At 61.8% G+C, this 19,289-nt stretch carries 17 protein-coding genes and 1 pseudogene; 8 read left to right on the top strand and 10 right to left on the bottom strand.

The window, feature by feature from the left end; translation table 11 throughout:
* Nucleotides 1-84 precede the first annotated feature (84 nt).
* The 3 genes and pseudogenes from YUA_RS47275 (at nucleotide 85) to YUA_RS0134020 (ending at nucleotide 2,526) form a co-directional block, all read left to right on the top strand.
* Complete coding sequence (locus YUA_RS47275; protein ID WP_198029556.1) at nucleotides 85-828, top strand: Hint domain-containing protein; 744 nt, start codon at nucleotides 85-87, stop codon at nucleotides 826-828.
* Between the two features lie 307 nt (nucleotides 829-1,135).
* Nucleotides 1,136-1,693, top strand: a pseudogene (locus tag YUA_RS52070) (transglutaminase-like cysteine peptidase).
* Between the two features lie 284 nt (nucleotides 1,694-1,977).
* Nucleotides 1,978-2,526, top strand: a complete 549-nt coding sequence (locus tag YUA_RS0134020) for a PEP-CTERM domain protein (RefSeq protein ID WP_027534685.1) — start codon at nucleotides 1,978-1,980, stop codon at nucleotides 2,524-2,526.
* Nucleotides 2,527-2,606: 80 nt separating this feature from the next.
* Here the strand turns inward: YUA_RS0134020 and YUA_RS0134025 are convergent, their stop codons facing one another.
* The 7 genes from YUA_RS0134025 to exbB all read right to left on the bottom strand — a co-directional run bounded on the left by YUA_RS0134025 (nucleotide 2,607) and on the right by exbB (nucleotide 9,376).
* Nucleotides 2,607-3,443, bottom strand: coding sequence for a general secretion pathway protein GspK (locus tag YUA_RS0134025; protein WP_198029558.1), 837 nt, complete (start codon nucleotides 3,441-3,443; stop codon nucleotides 2,607-2,609).
* An 83-nt stretch (nucleotides 3,444-3,526) separates the two neighbouring features.
* Nucleotides 3,527-4,159 (bottom strand): general secretion pathway protein GspJ, encoded by a 633-nt coding sequence (locus tag YUA_RS45915; RefSeq protein WP_156947442.1) that lies wholly within the window; start codon nucleotides 4,157-4,159, stop codon nucleotides 3,527-3,529.
* 86 nt (nucleotides 4,160-4,245) lie between these two features.
* Entirely contained in the window at nucleotides 4,246-4,662 is a 417-nt protein-coding gene (locus tag YUA_RS0134035) for a type II secretion system GspH family protein (protein ID WP_051383533.1), read from the bottom strand.
* Between the two features lie 216 nt (nucleotides 4,663-4,878).
* A complete protein-coding gene (locus YUA_RS0134040) occupies nucleotides 4,879-7,167 on the bottom strand; it encodes a TonB-dependent receptor domain-containing protein (protein WP_084293049.1) in 2,289 nt (762 codons plus the stop codon).
* 105 nt (nucleotides 7,168-7,272) lie between these two features.
* The gene (locus tag YUA_RS0134045) at nucleotides 7,273-8,043 is read right to left on the bottom strand and encodes an energy transducer TonB (protein WP_027534689.1); all 771 of its coding nucleotides are present in this window, start codon (nucleotides 8,041-8,043) and stop codon (nucleotides 7,273-7,275) included.
* A gap of 8 nt (nucleotides 8,044-8,051) precedes the next feature.
* Nucleotides 8,052-8,492: a biopolymer transporter ExbD gene (locus YUA_RS0134050; protein ID WP_027534690.1), complete on the bottom strand. Its 441-nt coding sequence runs from the start codon at nucleotides 8,490-8,492 to the stop codon at nucleotides 8,052-8,054.
* A 5-nt stretch (nucleotides 8,493-8,497) separates the two neighbouring features.
* Nucleotides 8,498-9,376 (bottom strand): tonB-system energizer ExbB, encoded by an 879-nt coding sequence (gene exbB, locus YUA_RS0134055; RefSeq protein ID WP_035972472.1) that lies wholly within the window; start codon nucleotides 9,374-9,376, stop codon nucleotides 8,498-8,500.
* A gap of 353 nt (nucleotides 9,377-9,729) precedes the next feature.
* Here exbB and YUA_RS45920 point away from each other — a divergent pair, with 353 nt between their 5' ends.
* Entirely contained in the window at nucleotides 9,730-12,345 is a 2,616-nt protein-coding gene (locus YUA_RS45920) for a spermidine synthase (protein ID WP_084293052.1), read from the top strand.
* Nucleotides 12,346-12,351: 6 nt separating this feature from the next.
* Here YUA_RS45920 and YUA_RS0134065 read toward each other — a convergent pair whose 3' ends face one another.
* The 3 genes from YUA_RS0134065 to YUA_RS45930 all read right to left on the bottom strand — a co-directional run bounded on the left by YUA_RS0134065 (nucleotide 12,352) and on the right by YUA_RS45930 (nucleotide 15,529).
* Nucleotides 12,352-13,005, bottom strand: coding sequence for a 2OG-Fe(II) oxygenase family protein (locus YUA_RS0134065; RefSeq protein WP_027534692.1), 654 nt, complete (start codon nucleotides 13,003-13,005; stop codon nucleotides 12,352-12,354).
* 103 nt (nucleotides 13,006-13,108) lie between these two features.
* Nucleotides 13,109-13,474, bottom strand: coding sequence for a hypothetical protein (locus YUA_RS45925; protein WP_156947446.1), 366 nt, complete (start codon nucleotides 13,472-13,474; stop codon nucleotides 13,109-13,111).
* A 96-nt stretch (nucleotides 13,475-13,570) separates the two neighbouring features.
* Nucleotides 13,571-15,529, bottom strand: a complete 1,959-nt coding sequence (locus YUA_RS45930) for a hypothetical protein (RefSeq protein WP_035972474.1) — start codon at nucleotides 15,527-15,529, stop codon at nucleotides 13,571-13,573.
* 393 nt (nucleotides 15,530-15,922) lie between these two features.
* Here YUA_RS45930 and YUA_RS0134080 point away from each other — a divergent pair, with 393 nt between their 5' ends.
* The 4 genes from YUA_RS0134080 to YUA_RS0134095 are packed head-to-tail and all read left to right on the top strand — an operon-like array spanning nucleotide 15,923 to nucleotide 18,914.
* The gene (locus YUA_RS0134080; protein ID WP_245285327.1) at nucleotides 15,923-16,666 is read left to right on the top strand and encodes a peptidyl-prolyl cis-trans isomerase; all 744 of its coding nucleotides are present in this window, start codon (nucleotides 15,923-15,925) and stop codon (nucleotides 16,664-16,666) included.
* Nucleotide 16,667: 1 nt separating this feature from the next.
* Nucleotides 16,668-17,654 (top strand): HupE/UreJ family protein, encoded by a 987-nt coding sequence (locus tag YUA_RS0134085; RefSeq protein WP_027534694.1) that lies wholly within the window; start codon nucleotides 16,668-16,670, stop codon nucleotides 17,652-17,654.
* A 4-nt stretch (nucleotides 17,655-17,658) separates the two neighbouring features.
* Nucleotides 17,659-18,282: a HupE/UreJ family protein gene (locus YUA_RS0134090; protein WP_051383527.1), complete on the top strand. Its 624-nt coding sequence runs from the start codon at nucleotides 17,659-17,661 to the stop codon at nucleotides 18,280-18,282.
* Nucleotides 18,282-18,914, top strand: a complete 633-nt coding sequence (locus tag YUA_RS0134095; protein ID WP_027534696.1) for a HupE/UreJ family protein — start codon at nucleotides 18,282-18,284, stop codon at nucleotides 18,912-18,914. The genes YUA_RS0134090 and YUA_RS0134095 overlap by 1 nt, the downstream gene beginning before the upstream one ends.
* The last annotated feature ends 375 nt before the right edge of the window (nucleotides 18,915-19,289 follow it).

Here is a 19,289-nt window from a genome sequence, read left to right on the forward strand (position 1 = left end):
TTCATGATAGTGCCACGCTCGACCGACAGTATGCCGCCAGGTTAAATTTGGCATTGGCCGCTCCTTTTTAGAGAGGATATGAAAATGATTGATGAGTCCGGACCACAAGCCACGCCGACTGAACGGAAATCGACGACCACCCGGCGGCAGATGCTGGCCGGTCAGGCGAAAGCGCTTCTCGCGATGGGCGCGACGGTTCTCATGGCCACCACGGCGAAAGCTGCTCCGCGTCCGCCTTGCTTCGTGCGGGGAACGAAGCTTCGTTCGACCGACGGCGAGCTAAGCGTCGAGACCATCGCGGTCGGCGACCAGCTCATGACGGTGAGCGGAGCTTTCCGTCCCGTTGTCTGGGTGGGCAGCTGGCTGGGTCAAAAGCGCGCTGGCGAGTCCTGGAGCAAGCAGATGCGGCCGGTGCGCATCAAGCAATCGGCGCTCGCTCCGAACGTGCCTTACGAAGACCTCCTGATCTCGCAGGGACATGCGATCTTCATCGACGGTCTCCTCGTTCCGGCTGGCGAGCTCGTGAACGGCACCACCGTCCTGCTGGAGACCGCGGACGAGAGCGACACGCTGGAGTATTTCCACGTCAAGCTGGCAAGCCATGATATGGTTCTCGCCGCCGGCGCTCCGGTTGAAACGCTGCTCCACCACCCCGCCGCCACGGATCTCGAGGGCCGCCGGATGCAGGCCGGACCGTATTGCGCTCCAGTCGTTTGCAAGGGCCTTCCCGGGGTGCTGTGGTCGCGATCGCGCCGCATTGTGACGCCGCTGTTCGGACCTCAGAAACTCGATGTTATTCGCGAGCGGCTGGTGCGCCAACCCTCCTGAGATTTGGGGCCCGCGCGACGACGGCTTCGCCGGACCTGTTCATGGCCCGGCGATGGCAAAGCGGAGGGCTCGAGCGCGCCCCTTTCGACCCTCCAGCTCCGCGGGTCCGGGCTGCAAAGGTAAATGCAATTCGATCAAATTGACCCGATGGCTTGGGGAATCTCGAATCTTCCGTGCCAATGCTCCTCAGTTGCTACGAAACTGGGGAGTGGGCGCCTTGGCCGCCGACATAAGAGATCGCAAACCTTGTCGGAATGCCGAGATCGCCCGAGCGTCGCGCTATATCGCTTGCGCGTTCCTGCTACTGATGTCGTGGCCAGCGCATGCATTCCTGGCCCGGCCGGCCATCTTTGCCGCGCTCGGTTCGGTCGTCAAGGCCCCTAGCGGATGGCAGCAATTCTGCACCGAAAATCCTGAAGATTGCGGCTCCGACGGCGCGCCTCCCCAGGACGTCATGCCGAGCCCGGAATTGCTCCAACAGCTCTATGCGATCAACGGGTGGGTCAATACTCGGGCCAAATGGACCAGCGACGACGAGCTCTACGGAAAGCCCGAGCGCTGGGCCTATCCCCTCGATCGCGGCGACTGCGAAGATATCGTCCTGCTGAAGCGGCGAATGTTATCCAAGTCGGGCTGACCGCTGAGCGCCCTCCTGATCACATCGGTCGAGGAAAAGACAGCCGCAAAAGACCGTCATGCTGTCTTGACTGTCCGGACCGACCGCGGCGAGTTTATTCTCGATAACCAGACCCCGGAAATTTTGTTCGCTGGTGAGACGAACTACCGTTACCTGACCCGTCAAAGCACGGCCGACCCCAATGTGTGGGTGGCGTTCAGCCCCGACCGCCCCACCGTTGTCCGGTAACGCAGCTTCCGATCATCAGGTAGCTCGCGCGTCATTGCCGCCACGAAATCGTGTTGGCGTCGTGCTGACGTATCCTCTAGCAGACCGCACCGAACTGGCGATCGAGATCCCCACCCGGGACCCTCAGAGTTTCAGCTGACGGGCAGCGCCTCCTGGTTGCAAGGCAATTCCTCACACAATTTTCAGAAACATATCATTTAACATACAACACCAATATGCTATTATATAATAAGACTCGGTATCCTATCGAGAAGATAACAGATTGCATTCGAAAGGCCAATTCCATGAAACCAATCTACATGCTTGCCGCCGGTGCTGTTCTGGCGTTTGCCTCAACCACGTCGGCGGACGCAGCAATCTATGACTTCACAATTCATAGCCAGAATTATGATGTCGCCGGTGAAATTACCACCAGTGGCAACCAGATCACATCGATCGTGGGGCAGTTCACCGGTCTGCTGAACGCGACGATCACGGGCCTGCTCGATCAGCCCAACGTTTATTTCACCAGCGATAACCTGTTCAATTCAACCTCCCCGTTCGTATCGAACCAAGGACTCCTGTTCGGCGCGGGAGGATATTCGATCAACATCTACTCCGTCGCGAGCGGCGGCGGTTACGACTATTATATCGCGAACAGTCAGTTCCTCGGTAACTATTATTCTGATCCGACCTCTTCCCCCCTGTTCGCTCCCGGTGATCTGATCCTAGGCGGAACCATTACGGCTGTGCCCGAGATTTCGACTTGGGCGATGTTGATCGTCGGATTTGCCGGACTGACCGTTCTCAGCAGAAGGCGCTTCACCCAGCAGGGATCCCGGGTCGCCGCCTGATCGCAACCCGCCTGTAGAAACCAAAGTCCGGGGACGATCTTGCAACTCCCCGGCTTCGCTTCATCGGAAGCTGTGATCCTTCATCGTGTCTCGGCGGGAGCCGCATTCGGTTCGATCTCGCGCCAGCTCAGTACCCTGTAAGGTTCATCGCCGTCCTCCAGCTGGATCACGATCTCGGCGGACGTGCGCCAGCCATTGTCCAGCACCACCTGACAGTTGAGCCGAACGTTATCGTCCGAATAGATAGAGATCATTCCACCTGCAGATCCCAGAAGATTGATGACGGCAGAAGGCGTGTGCGGCAGACTTTCCCGGCGGGCAACGAAAGCGGCCGTTTGGACCGGCTCCACGCCTGGCAACGCGGCGATGACCTCGGGTGCTGCACCGAAAACGTCCACCTGACGCCGCCCGCTGTACACTGTCACGAATTGGAGCGCTTTTTCGACCAGCGCGGCTGGAAGCCCGGGAATGGACCAGAGTTCATCTTCACTCGAAAATGAACTCCCCTTGGGCCCGTAGGACAACCCCGCATCGCGGTAGACCGCCATTTCGCGATCCCGTGCTTGCTCCTTGAGCGCGGATCGCCATCCCACCAATCGGTCGGCGTAGGCCGTGGCGTCTTCAGAACTCGAGCCCAGTTCCTGAAACAAATTTGCGAAGACCACTGGAGGAGCGAAATTGAGGTCGACCCGCGTCGCTTCCGCAGCAGAAGTGACGGTCACGGAGGCATTGTCCAGCCTGAACGAAATCGAATTTCGCGGCGCCCGCTCCCCTTTCGCGCTCGACAGCAGGTCGTAAGCTGCAAGCTCGACACCGGCGAGGATCAGTAGGCGCGAGCGAACGCGGTCGTTATCGAACCTGACGGATGTTGCTGAGGATGACACATAGGCCGCCGTAACGCCGGCGAGCGTCGCCAAGATTGCCAATAGCACCAATGCCGGCACCGTCGCAAAACCCTGGTTGGATCTCCCACGACGACACCCTACGGGACCGCCGCACCTCATCGTGATAGCCCCGCGGTGATTTGCTCACGCGTCAGCGGCTCGCCGTCCGCTTGGCTGGCGTCCGATATCTGGTCGGGCCGGCATCCATTTTCACCGCAATTCTCAGGCGGCGGCCTTTGCGCATGAACCGAAACGACCCGCACCAGGCTTTGACGACCACTCCGGTCCCGTACCACGACCTGCACTGCGGCCGGCAAATTCTCCTCGTTCTGCCACACCGGCCGCCAGACGAGATCGTCACCGGCAAAGCTGAAACTCAGCCAATACGGGTGGCGCACCAATGCGACACCACCTGCGTCCGGATCCACCTCCATGGCGCCAGGAACGAATGCCACGCGGGATCTTGCGACGATCGCGCCCCGCCGATCGGTCGCTTCGCCGATACGCACCGTTTCGAGGCCACGTTCCGCGTTTGGTCCGATCGCGCTGCGAACGAGCACGACCGCGCGCTCGGAGCCCTCGAACATCACGGATCGCGAGTCTCCACCAGCGCGGACGAATTGGGCGGCGGCGATGTCATCGGCGACGCGATCGAGTGCGATTGCGAGAGCTTCGCTGCGTTGGGCCCGGTCGTAGGTCTTTCTCCAGGCAGGCAGCCACTGCGAGGTAATGATCGCCAGAGATGACAAGATTACTCCCAGCAGGACGACCGCAGCGATTGCCTCGATGAGCGCAAACCCGGCATTCCCGCCACGCGCAGTTGTATTGCCCACCTTCATTGGCTGCGGATCCTTTGCAGCCGCATCGTCTGAAGCCGTAACGCCGGGCCCGACGGGGCCTGAACGAGAAGCTCGACTCGCAATGGGACCCAGCGGCTGTTCTGGCGTAGCACCAAACCAGGGTCGGCCTGCGCCGGACTGAGGATCATGCGCCAGCGGTGCCCCCAGGACTCTCCGCCGAGATTAGGAGCGACCGAGCCGTCACGCGGCGGCATCATGGTCGACAGCAGGTTATTGGACGCCTGAAGCAGCGCAACGCGCCGCTCGATCTGACTCGCACCGCGCGTCGTGGTGCTGACGAGAGCTCCGATAGCGGCGAGTGTGACAGCGATGACGGTGATGGCGACCAATTGCTCGACAAGGATAAAACCTGCGCCACGCCGCAACGTCGTGCGCTGATAAATCCGCCGCACTTGCCTATCTCCGAAAGGCGCTGCCGGCGCCGATTGCAGGTTCGCGCGGATGGCCCGCCGACCTCCGAGCTCCAAGTCCGCTGGCGGCTGCCATTTGTAGCGGCTTTATTGACCGGAATCATGACATCCGTGCGAAACAGCATGCTGCCGCGGGCAACCGCACGAAGAGATTGGCGGCTGTACCGCGGCCGAGCCGCCCCGGCCATGCGGCAGGTCTCAGAAGCTTCCCGCAATCGTCAACCGGACGGCCAGCGGCTCCGCCGGATGCACGACGGCATCCATGACACCGTTCTGGCACACTGCCGTCGGCGGTGGGCTTCCGGATTGGCAGAGAGCGTAGAGCGCGTCGGTCTTGAGGAGCGACCCGTAACCGTAGGAGATCTGATTGGTCTTCGCGTTGAACAAATTCAAGGCGTCAAGCTGAATGCGCCAGCCTTCGGCTGTGCGATAGCCAATGCGCCCATTGACCACGCTAACCGGTAACGAGCGCCATGTATTGTCGTTGGTCAGCGGAACCGAACCGAGGTAGCGCCAGCGCAATCCGCCGAACCACCCCGCCTTTTCGCCGAGATCCATGCCGACCGACGCGACGACTGCGGGTGCATTGGGGATGAAATTGCCCGGTGCGTTGCCCATCTGCGCTTCCGGGTATCCGGCAAGGGACGCATAAAGAGCCGCCTGGTCGCCGTCGTAGCCCACGAAGCGAGCATGCGTGACAGCCAGATCGGCATCGAAGGCAAGCCAGCTGAATAGGCGATAGTCGTTGGTGAACTCGACGCCATAACGCCGGCTGGCCCGGCTCGCCTCGGTGTCGCCGGCATCACCACTGAAGAGAATCTCCGAGGCCTGGTTGAGCATGAACAGGCTGACGGTCGACGTGAGGCCCGGGACGATCTTGGTGCGCACGCCGACCTCGGCACCCTTGGTGCGGACCAGGAACGGCGATGGATCGAGGCGGGTCGACGAGTCGGTCGGCGATTCCGTTGTGGTCGCACCACGAGCGTCGTTGCTGTGCATTCCCATGCCGGCGCCAACGAAGAACTCGGTCTGATGGAACGGTCCAATCACCGCGCGAAACTTCGGACTGCCGATCGCCTCGTTGGCGCGCCCGGAATTGTTGGCATTGAACAACGAATTGACCGTGGCGTCGTAGTAGTCGCCGCGCCACCCCAGCGTCGTTCGCAGCCAGCTGGTCCAATGCACCGTGTTCTCGGCATAGATGCTGACACTCGATTCCCTGACCTTGTCGCTGCGGACGGCCGACACGAAGTTCCGCCGGTAGGTGTTGGTCAGGGCCAGATCGATATCGTCGTAGCGCGTCTGAACCCCGACTACCGTTTCGGTGGGAAGGCCGCCGACGCTGCCGACGAAGCTGCGAGAGGCTGCTCCACCCAGCATCAGGCGCCCATCATGCTGATGGAACTGGTCGCCGAGAACAGGATCACTCAGGTAGTAAGTGAAATCGTTGTAGAGATCGAGCGAACTCTTGACCACGTAGGCGTTGGCCTTCCAGGCTCCGATCCCGTCGGTCCCGGCGATACGGCTCGAAAGCGCGAAACGATTGGTGTTTCCGCCGTCAGACGGGTCGATAGCGCCCCACCGCGAGAGAACGTCAGTGTCAAAGGCGCGTGTCGGAACCTGGTCGGTCGAATTCCATTTGTTGGCGTAGGCCATGCCGGTGATGGAGAGGCCGTCGGTCGCGGTGCCTTGCGTATAGCGCGCAAGGGTGTTCAGTTTGCGTACGTCGTCCGGATTGTCCCAGGGTCCGTTGTAGGTGCCGCCCTCGCCTGCCACCAGGAGCGTGCCGTCACCGACTTTGCTCGATCCCATGCCGAACAGGCGACGATAGCCGAAGCTGCCGAGGGTGACCGATGCCGTGTTGCGCTCGGTAAGGTCAATCAGGCCGATATGCAGATTGCCGACGGAGGCGAAGTCGCCTTCGTCGGCGAAGTACGGTCCCTTGCGGATGTCGAGGGAGTTGATCGTTTCGGGCATCAACCAGTTGAGATCGGAATAGCCCTGTCCGTGCCCATGGGTCCGCATGTTGGCCGGCACGCCGTCGACATAGATCGCCATATCGGTGCCGTGGTCGAGATTGTAGCCCCTGAGAAAATACTGGTTGGCCTTGCCCTCGCCGCTGTGCTGCGTGACAATAAGGCCGGGCACGCCTTCGAGCACTTCGCCGGGGCGGGTCGCAGGGCGCTGATTGAGCTTCTCACCGCTGACTTGCATCTCGCTCGCCATTCCGGATGGTGGCCTGGCGCCGGATCCCACTTCCGCGGCGCCGCTGCCGTTAGCGACAGCTGCGCTCGATGAAGCGGAGTCCGTGGACGGTCGAGCGGGAGCCGCTGGCGCGGCCTGCACCGGCAGACGGACCTGAGGTGTCTGCGCACGCTTTTTCTTCTTGGAGACAACCGTGATTGTCGGAAGGTCGTCTGCGTCAGCAGGAGCAGCCAAGGCACCGACGGGCCAAACCGTGCAGGACGCGAAGACCGCACCCGCCATAAGTCTCACACAACCCCATGCCATTCGACTCTCCAACGCACAACGCACAACGCAGTCCGACGGTGGCGATCGAGACACCGTCGTCACCTCTCATGATCCATCTCGTCAGCCGCCGGCGCGGAAGCTGATCGGGATGCGGAAATTGAGATTTTGCTCAGGCAGATCAGGCGGCGGTGGCGGCATGGGATCCGCTCGTCGAACTATGTCCAGCGCCGCCTGATCGTAGCGGGCATCGCCCGAGCCCTTGGCAATATCGAGCGCGAGCAGGCGCCCCCGGTGGTCGATCGTGAATCGCACGACGATATCAGCGGAGCGTGTCGCGTTGGCCATCGCGCGCTTCTGACGCTCGATATGCGCTACCAACCCGCGGCGCCAAGCCAACTGCGCGCGCTGGGCGCTGGCGCTGCTGCCGATCGAGGTCGCGACCGACTGCCTGCTCTCGCGCTCCGCCTCGCGGCTCGGGGCCGCCACACTTTGCGAAGCGGCAGCCGTCGCAGGCGCAACGATTTCCTGCTTCTCGTGCGGCTCTTCGGCCGGGGTTTGCATCGCATCGGTCCGCTGGTCGGCATCCGCGACTTGCATCGTGGATACGGGCGCCGTCTCTTCACGTGCCGGGACGACGTCCTCGGAAGCGACGGTTGCGGCTGACGCGCCGGAAGCCGCCGCAGCCTCGGCGCCGTCGTAGCTTGGTGCAGCGCTCTCGATACCGATCTCCAGCGCCATCACGCCGCGATTCTCCTCGCCAGCAGCGCTGTCGCTTTGCCTCAGCAGCATGGCCGCTACAATCGCGTGCAGCGCGAGCGCAGCACAGCAAGCGACGAGCCATTCGCGCGGCCCTGCCGGACCGCGCCGGCTCAGCGCAGAGGCTTGTGGCATCCTCGAATTCATGGCCTGGCCCCGTCGGGACCGGAGCCTCCCTCGAGTGCAACCAGTCTCACTTTCGTATAGCCGCCGTTACGCAGCAGTTCGAGCACCTGCATGAGATCGCCGTAGTGGACGGTACGATCGGCCCGCACGAAAATCGGGCGACCCTTGTTGGCGTCAGCGACGTCGAGCTTCTGGACAAGTTTGTCACGCGGGACGATCTGCTCCCCGATGGCAATCCCGACCCCGGACTTGATCGAAACGTAAGTCGGCTTGTCCGGTTTGCGCTGCGCGACCCCCGACAAATTGGGCAGATCGACGGGCAGATCAATCGTCGAGAGCGGAGCGGCCACCATGAAGATGATGAGCAGAACCAGCATCACGTCGATGAACGGCGTGACGTTGATTTCGCTGATCTCCGGCAGGTCGCCCGGCCCGCTCTGTCCGATCTGGATGGCCATGATGCTTACTCGGCAGCGCGAGCGGGAAAGCGCTGCATAGGCTGCGATAGCTCGCGCGAGAGCATGCGCACGACCGCTCCCGATCCCTCGCTCGCCAACTCGATATAGGCCTTGGTCGATCGAGCGATGAGGTTGTAGAAGATGACTGCGGGGATGGCCGCGACGAGCCCCATGGCCGTAGCCAGCAGGGCCTCGGCAATGCCCGGTGCAACGACCGCAAGGTTGGTGGTCTGGGCACGAGCGATGCCGACAAAGCTGTTCATAATGCCCCACACGGTCCCAAACAAGCCGATGAAGGGAGCGGTTGCGCCGATCGTCGCGAGAAGAGCTGCGCCGGCCGCAACACGCCGGGCATCGTCACGTACGATCTCGCCTGCTCGCAGCGCGTAGCGATCGATGACGCTTCCATCCATGATCAGGCCCTCGGACAGCTCTCGCTCGGCGTTGGCGGCGTCGATCAGGCGGGCGATAACGCGTGATCTGACGATTGCGCCTGCCGCAATCTGAGGCGCGCGGCAGTCTCCGAGCAAACGAAGATGTGCCAGCCCCTCGAGTGCGGCCGCCAAACGTCGCCTCACGCGCGACAACTCGAAAAGCTTGGTCAGGAATACAGTCCAGCAAGCGATGGAGGCCAGGGCGAGTAGGCCCATCACGAGCTGGACGACAAGATCGGCCCGTCCCAACAAGGCGGAAATCGAGAGCTCGCTTGCGGGCGATGAGGATGGCGAATTCGTTCTGGTAGGCCATTCGTCGACTACATTTGGCGACGCAGGCGTCTCAGGCGCTATCGGGTCGCTGACCTGCAGCCGATCGCCCTGATCGATCCCGGCCGGATGCGCCCAGCCAGCGCTCGCCACAGTCGTCACCGCGACCAACAGCACCATCGGAGCCACGAGATGGCAAGCTGAATGACGATGCTTGACGTATCCGTCACCGACTATCGGCACTATTCCCTCGAAATCTAAGTGCATTCAAGTATGACGACTACCAAAAATGCTCCTACGGCATAAAGCGGCACGAAGAACGAATTGTGACAACGCTCCACACATCACAATTGTTATGATATCGCCTTCGCTTTCATTGTTAGGCAACGTCAAACTAGCGTCATAGTTCGTCAAATATGACATCGCTTCACCGAGGGCCATTGATCGGGCCCTCGATCCCAATTCATCGGGGCACCTCGATGAATGACTCCATTCGAGCGTGGTCTGCCGACCGGTAGCACGAGGACTTTCACATGAATGCTGACCGGGCTTCCACGGCTGCGACGGACCTGAATGACTGCACTATTCCGCCCGCAAGCGCCGCGGTCGCGATACGTCCGGCATCCCGCCGACAGCGCTTGTTCCTGCTCCCGATCATGGCAGCGTCGGGCTTTGCCGGTCTCGGTTACGAAATCGTCTGGACCCGTCAGTTCGCTCTCGCCCTTGGAACGGAAATGATGGCCGTGCTGGGTGCCGTGTCCGGATTCTTTGCCGGACTTGCGCTCGGCGCATTCCTGCTTGACGGGCCGATCCGCCGGGCAAGTTCTCCCTGGCGCGTTTATGCCGCGCTCGAGGCGATCATTGGGGTCTGGGGAATTCTTTGCATTTGGCTATTGCCTGTAGCAGGCCGCATATTGGCTCCTCTAATCGGAGCGGAACCAGCCCTGCCCGTTCTCTGGGGCGCGAGCTTTGCCCTGCCGACGCTGATCCTTGCACCCGCAACCATCGCGATGGGTGGCACGCTCACAGCGATCGAACGGATCGTCAGCGGTGCCCGGAGCAACGAGCGGGTCAGTGCGGGCGTGTATGGTGCCAATACGGCGGGGGCCGTGGCGGGAGCCCTTGTCTCCGCCTTCGTGATCCTTCCGGCTATCGGCTTGGCCGGCACGCAGATCGTACTGGCGGCGGTGAATGCAGCCTGCGCCCTCGCTGCATGGCTGCTGGACGCAGGCCCGACTGTGAACAGAGAGAGTGCGCGCAGCGGCGCCGTGCCGACCCGACTTGCGGTGACGTTGTTCGCTACCGGCCTGCTTGGCATCGCCTTCGAAATGTTGGTGGTGCGCCTGGCCGTACAGGTGCTGCAAGACACGATTTATACGTTCGCAGGACTGCTAGCTGCCTACCTGCTCGGCGTTGCGCTCGGCGGCCTCGCCTGGCAGCGAGCGGGAAGCAGGACGTCGGATACAAGTTTGGGCTGGCTACTCGCCGGCGTGGCATTGTCGATCCTTGCGACTGCCGCGCTCGCCCCGGCGATCACAGGCATCGCCGAAGCCGCGGCCGACCAGGGGCTTGCAAGTGAGATCGCTGTAGCGCTCGCCCTGTTCCTCGTTCCCTCGGCCCTGATGGGAGCGACCTTCGGCCTGCTGCTTCAGCGCGGACACGATCGCCGCGGAACGCTGGGCTACGCCGTCGGCATAAACGCGGCCGGGGCATGCGTTGCGCCGCTGCTTACTGCGCAAATCCTCATACCCTGGTTAGGGACCTGGCTGGCGATCGTCGTCGTGGCTCTTGCCTATCTCGTGCTGCTGCCGTTGCGCCGCGCAACAATTGTGTGGGGGGCAGCGCCCGCGCTGGCAGCAGCCGTGCTTCTGCTCAGACCGATGCCTTCGATGATCCGGATCCCCGCCGGCGGCTCTCTCCTCGCAGTGCGCGAAGGACCGATGGCCACCGCAAGCGTCGTGGACGATGCCTCAGGCGCGAAATACCTCGAGGTCAATGGTCGCTTCCGCATGGGCGGCACGAGTTCGATGCGTTCGGACTACCGTCAGGCGTTGTTGCCGCTACTGCTGCATCCGGCCCCACGGCAGGCCTTGTTTCTGGGACTGGGCACGGGCGCTACGCTGGTCGGCGGGACGAAACTGCCTTCGGTTTCGGTTCACGGCGTTGAGCTATCCCAGGAAGTGGTAGATCTCATGCCCCGGTTCGTCGATCCCCAGGACCTCCAGCGTACTCGAATAACGGTCGCGGACGCCCGACGTTATATCGTCGCCGACACCGCCCTGCACGACGTCATCATCGCCGATCTTTTTCACCCAGCGCTCGATGGCAGCGGCGCCCTCTACACACGCGAGCATTTCGAGGCGATCAGGAGACGGCTCGCGCCGCAGGGCATTTTTTGCCAATGGCTGCCACTCTATCAACTCGATGCCCCCTCACTTCACGCCATCATCAGAAGCTTCCTGTCGGTCTATCCTGAGGGCTCGGCGTGGCTCAACCACTATAGCGTCCGTACGCCGATGCTGGCTCTGATCGGCCCGCGCGACGCAGGATCGCTCGACCTCGCCGCACTCCGGACACGTCTCGATACACCGGCAGTGGCGGCAGCCATACGGCCGCTCGGCTTCGAGAGCGCGCTCGATCTGCTGGGCCAGTATCTGGCCGGCCCGCGCGCGCTGTCGCACTTCTCCGGCGCCGGGCCAATGAACACCGACGACTTTCCGTTCGTTACATTCGACGCCGAACGGAACGTGCGCGCCCTGAGTGCACCCCCCTGGTCGCTCCTCCTCGACACGATCCGATCGATCCGGACGGATCCCGAAGAGCTGCTTGAGGCGAGCCGTTCGGGTGATTTTCCGCGACGGCTCGCGTCCTACTGGGCGGCTCGCAACCGGTTCATCGAAGCCGGCGCTGCGCTGCGCGGCGAGCCTCGTGGCCGCGCCCTGATCGATGCCGCCGCCCCCGAATTGATCGAGACGTTGCGATTGAGTCCGGAATTCGATCCGGCCTATCGTCCACTCCTCGGCATGGCCCAGGCGCTGGCGGCTTCCGATCGGCCGGCAGCCCGCCGCTTGCTGAAAGCGATCACGTCTGCCGCTCCCGGTCGCGAAGAGGCTGGGCAGATGCTCAAGCAGATCTCCGCAGCCCCTTGATGCAGATTATGAAGCGAAGAACTTGATCTCGTAGCCCCAACAATCCAGCCGATCGGGAATCGCATTGAAGGCGATGGTAATGCGCTGATCGCCCTGGTTCCGCGGCACCTCGTGATACAGGTAGCTCGGGAAGAGCACGAGGTCACCAGGATCCGCCTCCGGCAACATGTATTTGCCAGCATTGAAAGGTCCCATTGCGGCACTTCTCGTATGATGCCGGAAGCTGTATTCGAACCCGCCGGGCGGACGGATGAAGACGGTTCGCGAGCCGGGATGCGACGGCGTCAGATAGAGTATACCCGATATGAAGCTGTTTGCGTGGCTATGCATCGCCTGGCTTCCGCCCGACTCGAGCATATTGGTCCACATCTCCTTGACCGTCCAGTTCAGGCGCTCGCCGAACAGCATGTAGCCGAAATCGACCAACTTGGGCGTGGCGAGCATCGCGATCTCACGGAAAAGATTGCTGTCGAGCGGATTGGCGATAGTCGTATGAAAAAGCTGTTCAGACCGCAAGTTGGTCTCGGTTTTGTCCGCACGGATCGCCGCGATGGCCGCGTCCCGCAGCTCCTGATTCAGCAGCTTGGGCGACCGCATCAGCGGGATCGGAAATAGCAGTTCGATCTGATCCTCAGCTACGGGCTCTAGCGCTTGGTCCATCGTGTCCACTCAACTCTTGCGCTTCACCGGAGCGGCAGGCGCCGGCGGCGACACTCTGGCAGTATCGTGAAGTTACAATGACGAACCGTCACGGGGCGTAGCCCTACGGGTCGTCTCCGCTCAATTCCACGTAGCCGTTGACCGTGCTGACGCGGAAAATTTCTCCGGGGGCAAGCCAATGCTTGCGGTTGGCAACCTCGTCGACGGCCTTTTCGGCATATTCGACACAACCGTCAAACTCGCCGTTGTCCGCCTCGGTTTGCGCATCCGTCAGAAGGCCGTTCGCGAAATGACGCGAAAGGCTCTTTGGAGACAGAGAATTTGTCATCTCCCGCGCCTTTGCGAGTACCTTCGCGCAATCCTCGGATGTCGGCTCTTCTGCCGCTTCCTCGGCACGCGTTCCATTGGCAAGCGCCAGAGCTACGAACGCCCCGAGAGCCAACGCACGCCTTGCTGCAAAAAAGCTCACGATCCTGTCTCCGTCATGCACGATAATTCTCTCAAAGCAAGAACGAGGCAGCCCTGAGGCTGCCTCGCTTTTTCGTGGCGAGTGCTCTTGGTGCTATCAGCGACGCGAGGCGCGCGCTGCGAGCGTTTTCGCCAGAGCGGCATTCGTCTCGACGAGGAGCTGCGGATAGCTCGCCGGGCGGACGAAGATCGGGTTGGCGTAGAACCAGGTATTGGACCAAGCCTGAACGTCGTAGGTCACGACAGGCGTGCCGTTCACCTTCACCAGATGACTCGGGCAGGCCGCATCGAGGCAAGGGATCTTGGCGTTGTTGAGGTCGAGCAGCGGATTGCCGTCGTTGTCGGTGACGTTCGGCGTCGCCGGCGGGATGTTGGTGCCGCGGCTGCGGATGTAGAACGGGGTCGATCCCGCCGTGAACGAGGTCGTGAACGTCAACCGTGCCGAACCATCGGCATTGTCGATCCTGGTCATCGACGACGCAGGGATCTGCTTCGCGATCTTCGCCGACGCGTTGTAGACAATGTTCGCACCCGCCACACCGGCAGCGTTCGGCACGGCATAGCCGGGCGCGCCCGGCGCGATCACGCCGGTGATGTCGCCGGTAATCAAGTCGACGTGGTCAACCGACGGCTTGTTGAGCGGCTGCTGCTTGTTGATCGGCTTCAACAGCGGATTGTTGAAGCTGTACGGGCTGTGGTTCGAGGCCGGAACGGTCATGGCCATTTCCAGGGTGATGGTCTCACCCGGGTTTGCTACGATCGTTTCGCCCATGGTCTTCCAGACGCCGTCAGCACCGTGCGCGCGGAACACCATGTCGGGGCCGATGATGTCGGCGTTGACCGAGTAGGAATTGCCCGAGCGCATGCCGTCGACCACGTTCTGCGAGACGAAGTTCGACGTGTTGGGCACGAAGAGCTTGGTGTACTCGCCCGGCCAGAAATCGGAGGTCGTGGCGGCGTCGCGAGCACCGAACGCGCCACGGGTGTGCCAGTCCGAGCTCACATAGACGAAGTAGTTGCGGCCTTCGCCGAGCATGCCGTCCCAGAGGCCGCCCACTTTGGCGGTGTAAACGCCCTGGAAGCCGTAAGTGCCACCACCGACGGCGCCGCTGCCGTAGGAGCCAGAACCACCAGCATCGGTGCCCTGGGCCATGTGGCCGGGAGACTCGATACCGAACGCAACCGTCGGACCTGCATTGTTCAGATCGCGGAAGTGCTCGATGTTATAACCTGCGCTGCCGGCAGTGCTGAACGGGCCCGCACGTTCCGTGTGGGTCGGAACGACGTATGAGGTCAGCGGAAAGCGGGACTGCAACCATGCAGTCGCGGTCACCGACTTCTGGTGCGCGGCGTTGCCGACCAGACCGGCGTTCGAGATCTTGCCGGGCCAGAGCGGATTGTTGCTGGCGTCGACCTGACCGATGAGGTCATTGTCCTGGCGGTCGAACAGATATTCGAACTGCGCCATGTTGTCCGCCACGCCCGGCGCGGCGGCATTGAGCGGGGTCTGGCCCGTGATGACGGCGACATCGGTGTGTTCATGACCCGGAACAACCCACTCCAGGCCTTCGATCACAACCTTGTTATATTGCTGCGAACGGCGGACGATGAGGGGCCACTCGATTTCCTGGATGTTCTGCCAGCGCCACATCTGGCGGCCGGAGCCGGTGCCGTTCGGCGTGCCCTTCAGGCTCGTGATCGTGATGCCCTGAATTTCCTGGCCGAGCGTGTCGTTCCAGTTCTTGGTGGTGTCGCCCGGAATACCGGCGCCGGTGTCCGAGAAGCGGCAGTCCTTGGCGCCCGAGCCGCCATGGTTGCCCAGCGTGAACCAGTCGATGTTGAAGTTCTGACCACCGGCTGCCGCCGTGCCCGTCGCGAGGACGCGATCGAGAGCGTAGCCGACCGACACACTGCCGTCAGTGCAGGTGTTGTGGTTGTGCATGTCGCCAGCTACATACGGATTGCCGTTGTTGACGGTGCCGGCGACCGACGCGCCCGCCATCGCCAACGACGCCGAAGCCGCGGTCAGCGCGATGATTTTGGATTTTGGAAACATGAGGATGAGGCCCCTAGAGTAGCTTTTGTTTGAGAACACGGTGCCAAGCGAAAGCGCCAGGAACGCCGAAGCGTTAATTCATCCAGATCAGGCTTTGGCGACATTAACATGACTTTTTTATGCGAGATAACATTTGCAGACAAAGATAACATTCATTCGCGGTCGAGAACGATCTGTATCAATATTGTCACGTGACAGACGATTTTTCGCGTTGCATAACGCCGCCCGCCCGGCACCTCCCGCCGGGAGCAAATCGAAAAATCGAGAAGATCTATGCCTGCATCGCAAGCTCACGATCAGTCACCTCCGCAAGCCGCAAGCCGCGGCGGCGGCGGCACGATCGGTACCGTTCTCTCTGCGTTGTGGCGCGAACCCCTGGTTCACTTCTGCCTTTTGGGCGGCCTGATCTTCGCGATTGATCACGTCGTGCATCCACCGGCTCTGGACGACAAGACGATCGTCGTGACCAAAGCCATGCGGGAGTCCTTCATCAGAAACTTCTCGGAAGACGGCGACCAGCTACCGACCGACGAGCAGCTCAAGAACATGATCGACAGCTGGGTCGCGAGCGAAATCCTGTACCGCGAGGGCAAGGCTCTCGGCGTCGACAAGGGCGACGAAATGATTCGCGATCGCATCGCGTTCAAATTGCAGGTCCTCGTGTTCGACCAGGTCCAGCTGGAGAAGCCATCCGAGGAACAGCTGCACGCCTATTTCGAAAAGAACCGCAGCCGCTTCGACCAGCCGGAACAGGTCAGCTTTCTGCTGACCCCCGCGACCGACGAAGCCACGGTCCGCCGCCAGTTCGAGGATATGAAGGCCGAACGTGAAAACGCCGATCTCCGGGATCGGACTCGCGTGTTTCCCAATCGCCCCGTCAACAGCCTTGCGCAGTCATTCGGCGAGAATTTTCGTACCGCCCTGCTTAGCCTGCCAATCGGTGAATGGCACGTAATTCAGGCCAGCGACGGCTGGCGTATTGCGCGACTGGATGCGCGGCAGGCGTTCCAGCCCGCCATCTTCGAGTCCGTTCGCGACCAGCTGAGGCTCATGTGGACAACCGACGAAACGAGGAAACGCGCCTGGGCCGCCGTGACCAAGCTCAAGTCGGCTTACGCCGTCAAGATCGAGCAGTAACATGCGAACCCTGTTACTCCGCATCGTGATACTGTTACTGGCGACGATCCCCGCCGCGACCAGCGTGCGCGCCCATGAGGCCACGATGGGCGTGATCGAATTCCGCGAGATGCGCGCGGGGACCTATATCGGCAAATGGACCAGCGAGCCGGACATCGGCGCGGCCAAAGTGCAGCTGCGCATGCCGCAGCACTGCCACTTGCAAATGCCCGAGCTTTCCTGCGGCAGCCGTGGCCTGGTCGGCTCAATCACGGTCGCGAATATGGGGGCCGGTTTGTCGGCCCTGTTGATCAAGGTATTTTCGCTCGACGGCGACTATCACAGCTACACGCTTTCATCCGGAAATCCCACCGTCACCGTCCTGGGTGCCGGTGCGCCGACCGCCGAGACCTGGATCGAGCTTGCCCGCACCTACGTGAACTACGGCATTGATCATATCCTGCTCGGAGCCGACCATCTTCTCTTCGTGCTCGGCCTGATCTGGATCGTCAAAGGCGGCTGGAAGCTCGTGAAGACGATCACGGCGTTCACGATTGGCCACAGTCTGTCGCTGGCTGCCGCCGCGTTCGGACTGTTTGGCATCCCGGAGCGCCCCCTGAACGCAACAATCGCACTCAGCATCGTGTTCGTCGCTGTCGAGATCGTGCGGTTGCAGCGCGGCGAAACCACATTCACCGCGCGTCACCCCTGGGCTGTCGCCTTTGTATTCGGGCTCGTGCATGGAATTGGCTTTGCCGGTGCGTTGGCCGGCCTCGGCATCGAACTACGGCTGCTTCCGGCGGCGCTCCTATTCTTCAATATAGGCGTCGAGATCGGCCAACTCGCCTTTGTGCTGTTGGTGCTGGCGCTGATCTGGGCACATCGCCGGCTCCGAGCGGAACTGCCGCGCTGGGGAGATGCGATTCCAGCCTACGCTATCGGTTCGGTCGCCATGTTCTGGTTCATTGGGCGCGTGGCCCGCATGTTCATGACCTCGACCCTGAGCTGACCAAATGCGACAGTTTGCTTTCCCGCTTGGTACTGCACTGCGCGGCGGATTGGCGCTCGCCGTCTTCATATCGCTCAGCCAACCAGCCTTCGCACATGAGCAGGCCGGGATAGCCGGAGGGTTTGCCAGCGGCTTCCTGCATCCATTGACCGGCCTGGACCACATGATCGCGATGGTGGCCGTCGGCATCTGGGGTGCACAGCTCGGCATGCCCGCAATTTGGGTCCTTCCGATCACATTTCCTATCGTCATGGCGATGGGAGGCGTGCTCGGCATCCTCAAATTACCGCTGCCGTTCCAGGAGCCGGTTATCGCGCTTTCAGCTCTCGTTCTAGGGATCGCCGTGGCGGTTCGCCTCAAAACGCCGTTTACCGTCGCCGCGGCCATCGTCGCGGTGTTCGCGATCTTCCATGGCTATGCGCATGGCGCCGAGCTGCCCCACGCTGCCAATCCGTTCGCTTACGGAATCGGTTTCGTCGTCGCGACCGGCCTGCTGCATCTTTGCGGCATCTCCATCGGGCTGCTGCTGCGCTGGCCGATCGGAGATCGCCTGATACGTGGCATGGGTGCGGCCATCGCCCTGCTCGGCTGTTATTTTCTGGCTCGTAGTCTTGGAGGAATGGCGTGATGAGGAACCTGATCAAGCTCCTGATCGCAGGTCTCGCCGCACTGATCGTCCCGGTCGGCTCGGCGCATGCCCACTTGATCGGGACACGCTTTGGCGACTTCTACGCAGGCGCATTCCACCCTTTGACAGATCTCAACGACGTCGTGCTGTGGATTGCGCTTGGCTTGCTGGCCGGCTCGCTCGGAGCTCCGCGCAGCCGCTGGCTCGTCGTGCTCTTTCCGTTCGGGCTCGCCGCTGGCTTTGCGCTCGCCATAGCGGATGGCACGAACTTTTCAGGCGACGTCGCCAACGCAACCCTGATCGCCGGGCTTGGTCTGGCTCTGGCCGCGGGCCTGCGCCTTCCCGCGCCGCTGCTCGGTCTCGTTGGCTTCGCGCTGGCAGTCATGCGCGGAATTGCCAATGCAGCCGCGGTCGAGCCTGCCACCAATCTTGTGCTGTTCGGCGCCGGACTGGCCTGCGCAGGATACGCGACGATCACACTGACGATGGCGATCGTAATCGCTTTTCGTCGTGCAGAAGCCGGAGCGACATCGGCGTGGCGCGGCATCGCACTTCGCGCGCTCGGCGGCTGGATTGCCGCAATCGGCCTCATGATGGTCGGCTTTACGCTGGCCGGACCAGGCGCCAGCTGAGGCGCGGGAAATCGCATTCAGCGTCGCAAATAAATCAGCAATCACATTTATTGCGACGCTCCCGAGTCTGGGTCCCTTTATCTCATAAATTAACATAACACCAACTTGCAAACGTCACTCCACTATCATGAAGCAATGTAATAGCTGCTTGAGCAAGGGTTAACCTTTGACACTACAGGGGCAGTAAATGCGAAATAAGTTCTTCTCTTCGATCTTGGTTGCGGCCGCGATGTTCGTGGGCGCGATTAGCAACGCCAGCGCAGGCGTTCTCTACACCGGTTCCGGCACATGGGATTCCTTTGCGTCGACCACCGCCTTCAGCGGTGCCAACAAGAGCTGGTCGTTCTCGTTCGAGATCGACAGCCCCGCCAGCAA

The organism is Bradyrhizobium sp. WSM3983 (assembly GCF_000473045.1).
GTDB lineage: Bacteria > Pseudomonadota > Alphaproteobacteria > Rhizobiales > Xanthobacteraceae > Bradyrhizobium.

Bases quoted from the DNA above. Each gene is read 5' to 3' on its own strand.
- YUA_RS0134090 (WP_051383527.1), top strand. From the start codon at position 17,659: ATGCGACAGTTTGCTTTCCCGCTTGGTACTGCACTGCGCGGCGGATTG.
- YUA_RS0134045 (WP_027534689.1), bottom strand. From the start codon at position 8,043: ATGCCACAAGCCTCTGCGCTGAGCCGGCGCGGTCCGGCAGGGCCGCGC.
- YUA_RS0134050 (WP_027534690.1), bottom strand. From the start codon at position 8,492: ATGGCCATCCAGATCGGACAGAGCGGGCCGGGCGACCTGCCGGAGATC.
- YUA_RS0134095 (WP_027534696.1), top strand. From the start codon at position 18,282: ATGAGGAACCTGATCAAGCTCCTGATCGCAGGTCTCGCCGCACTGATC.
- YUA_RS45930 (WP_035972474.1), bottom strand. From the start codon at position 15,529: ATGTTTCCAAAATCCAAAATCATCGCGCTGACCGCGGCTTCGGCGTCG.
- exbB (WP_035972472.1), bottom strand. From the start codon at position 9,376: ATGGTGCTGTTGGTCGCGGTGACGACTGTGGCGAGCGCTGGCTGGGCG.
- YUA_RS45920 (WP_084293052.1), top strand. From the start codon at position 9,730: ATGAATGCTGACCGGGCTTCCACGGCTGCGACGGACCTGAATGACTGC.
- YUA_RS0134020 (WP_027534685.1), top strand. From the start codon at position 1,978: ATGAAACCAATCTACATGCTTGCCGCCGGTGCTGTTCTGGCGTTTGCC.
- YUA_RS0134085 (WP_027534694.1), top strand. From the start codon at position 16,668: ATGCGAACCCTGTTACTCCGCATCGTGATACTGTTACTGGCGACGATC.
- YUA_RS0134040 (WP_084293049.1), bottom strand. From the start codon at position 7,167: ATGGCGGGTGCGGTCTTCGCGTCCTGCACGGTTTGGCCCGTCGGTGCC.
- YUA_RS47275 (WP_198029556.1), top strand. From the start codon at position 85: ATGATTGATGAGTCCGGACCACAAGCCACGCCGACTGAACGGAAATCG.
- YUA_RS0134065 (WP_027534692.1), bottom strand. From the start codon at position 13,005: ATGGACCAAGCGCTAGAGCCCGTAGCTGAGGATCAGATCGAACTGCTA.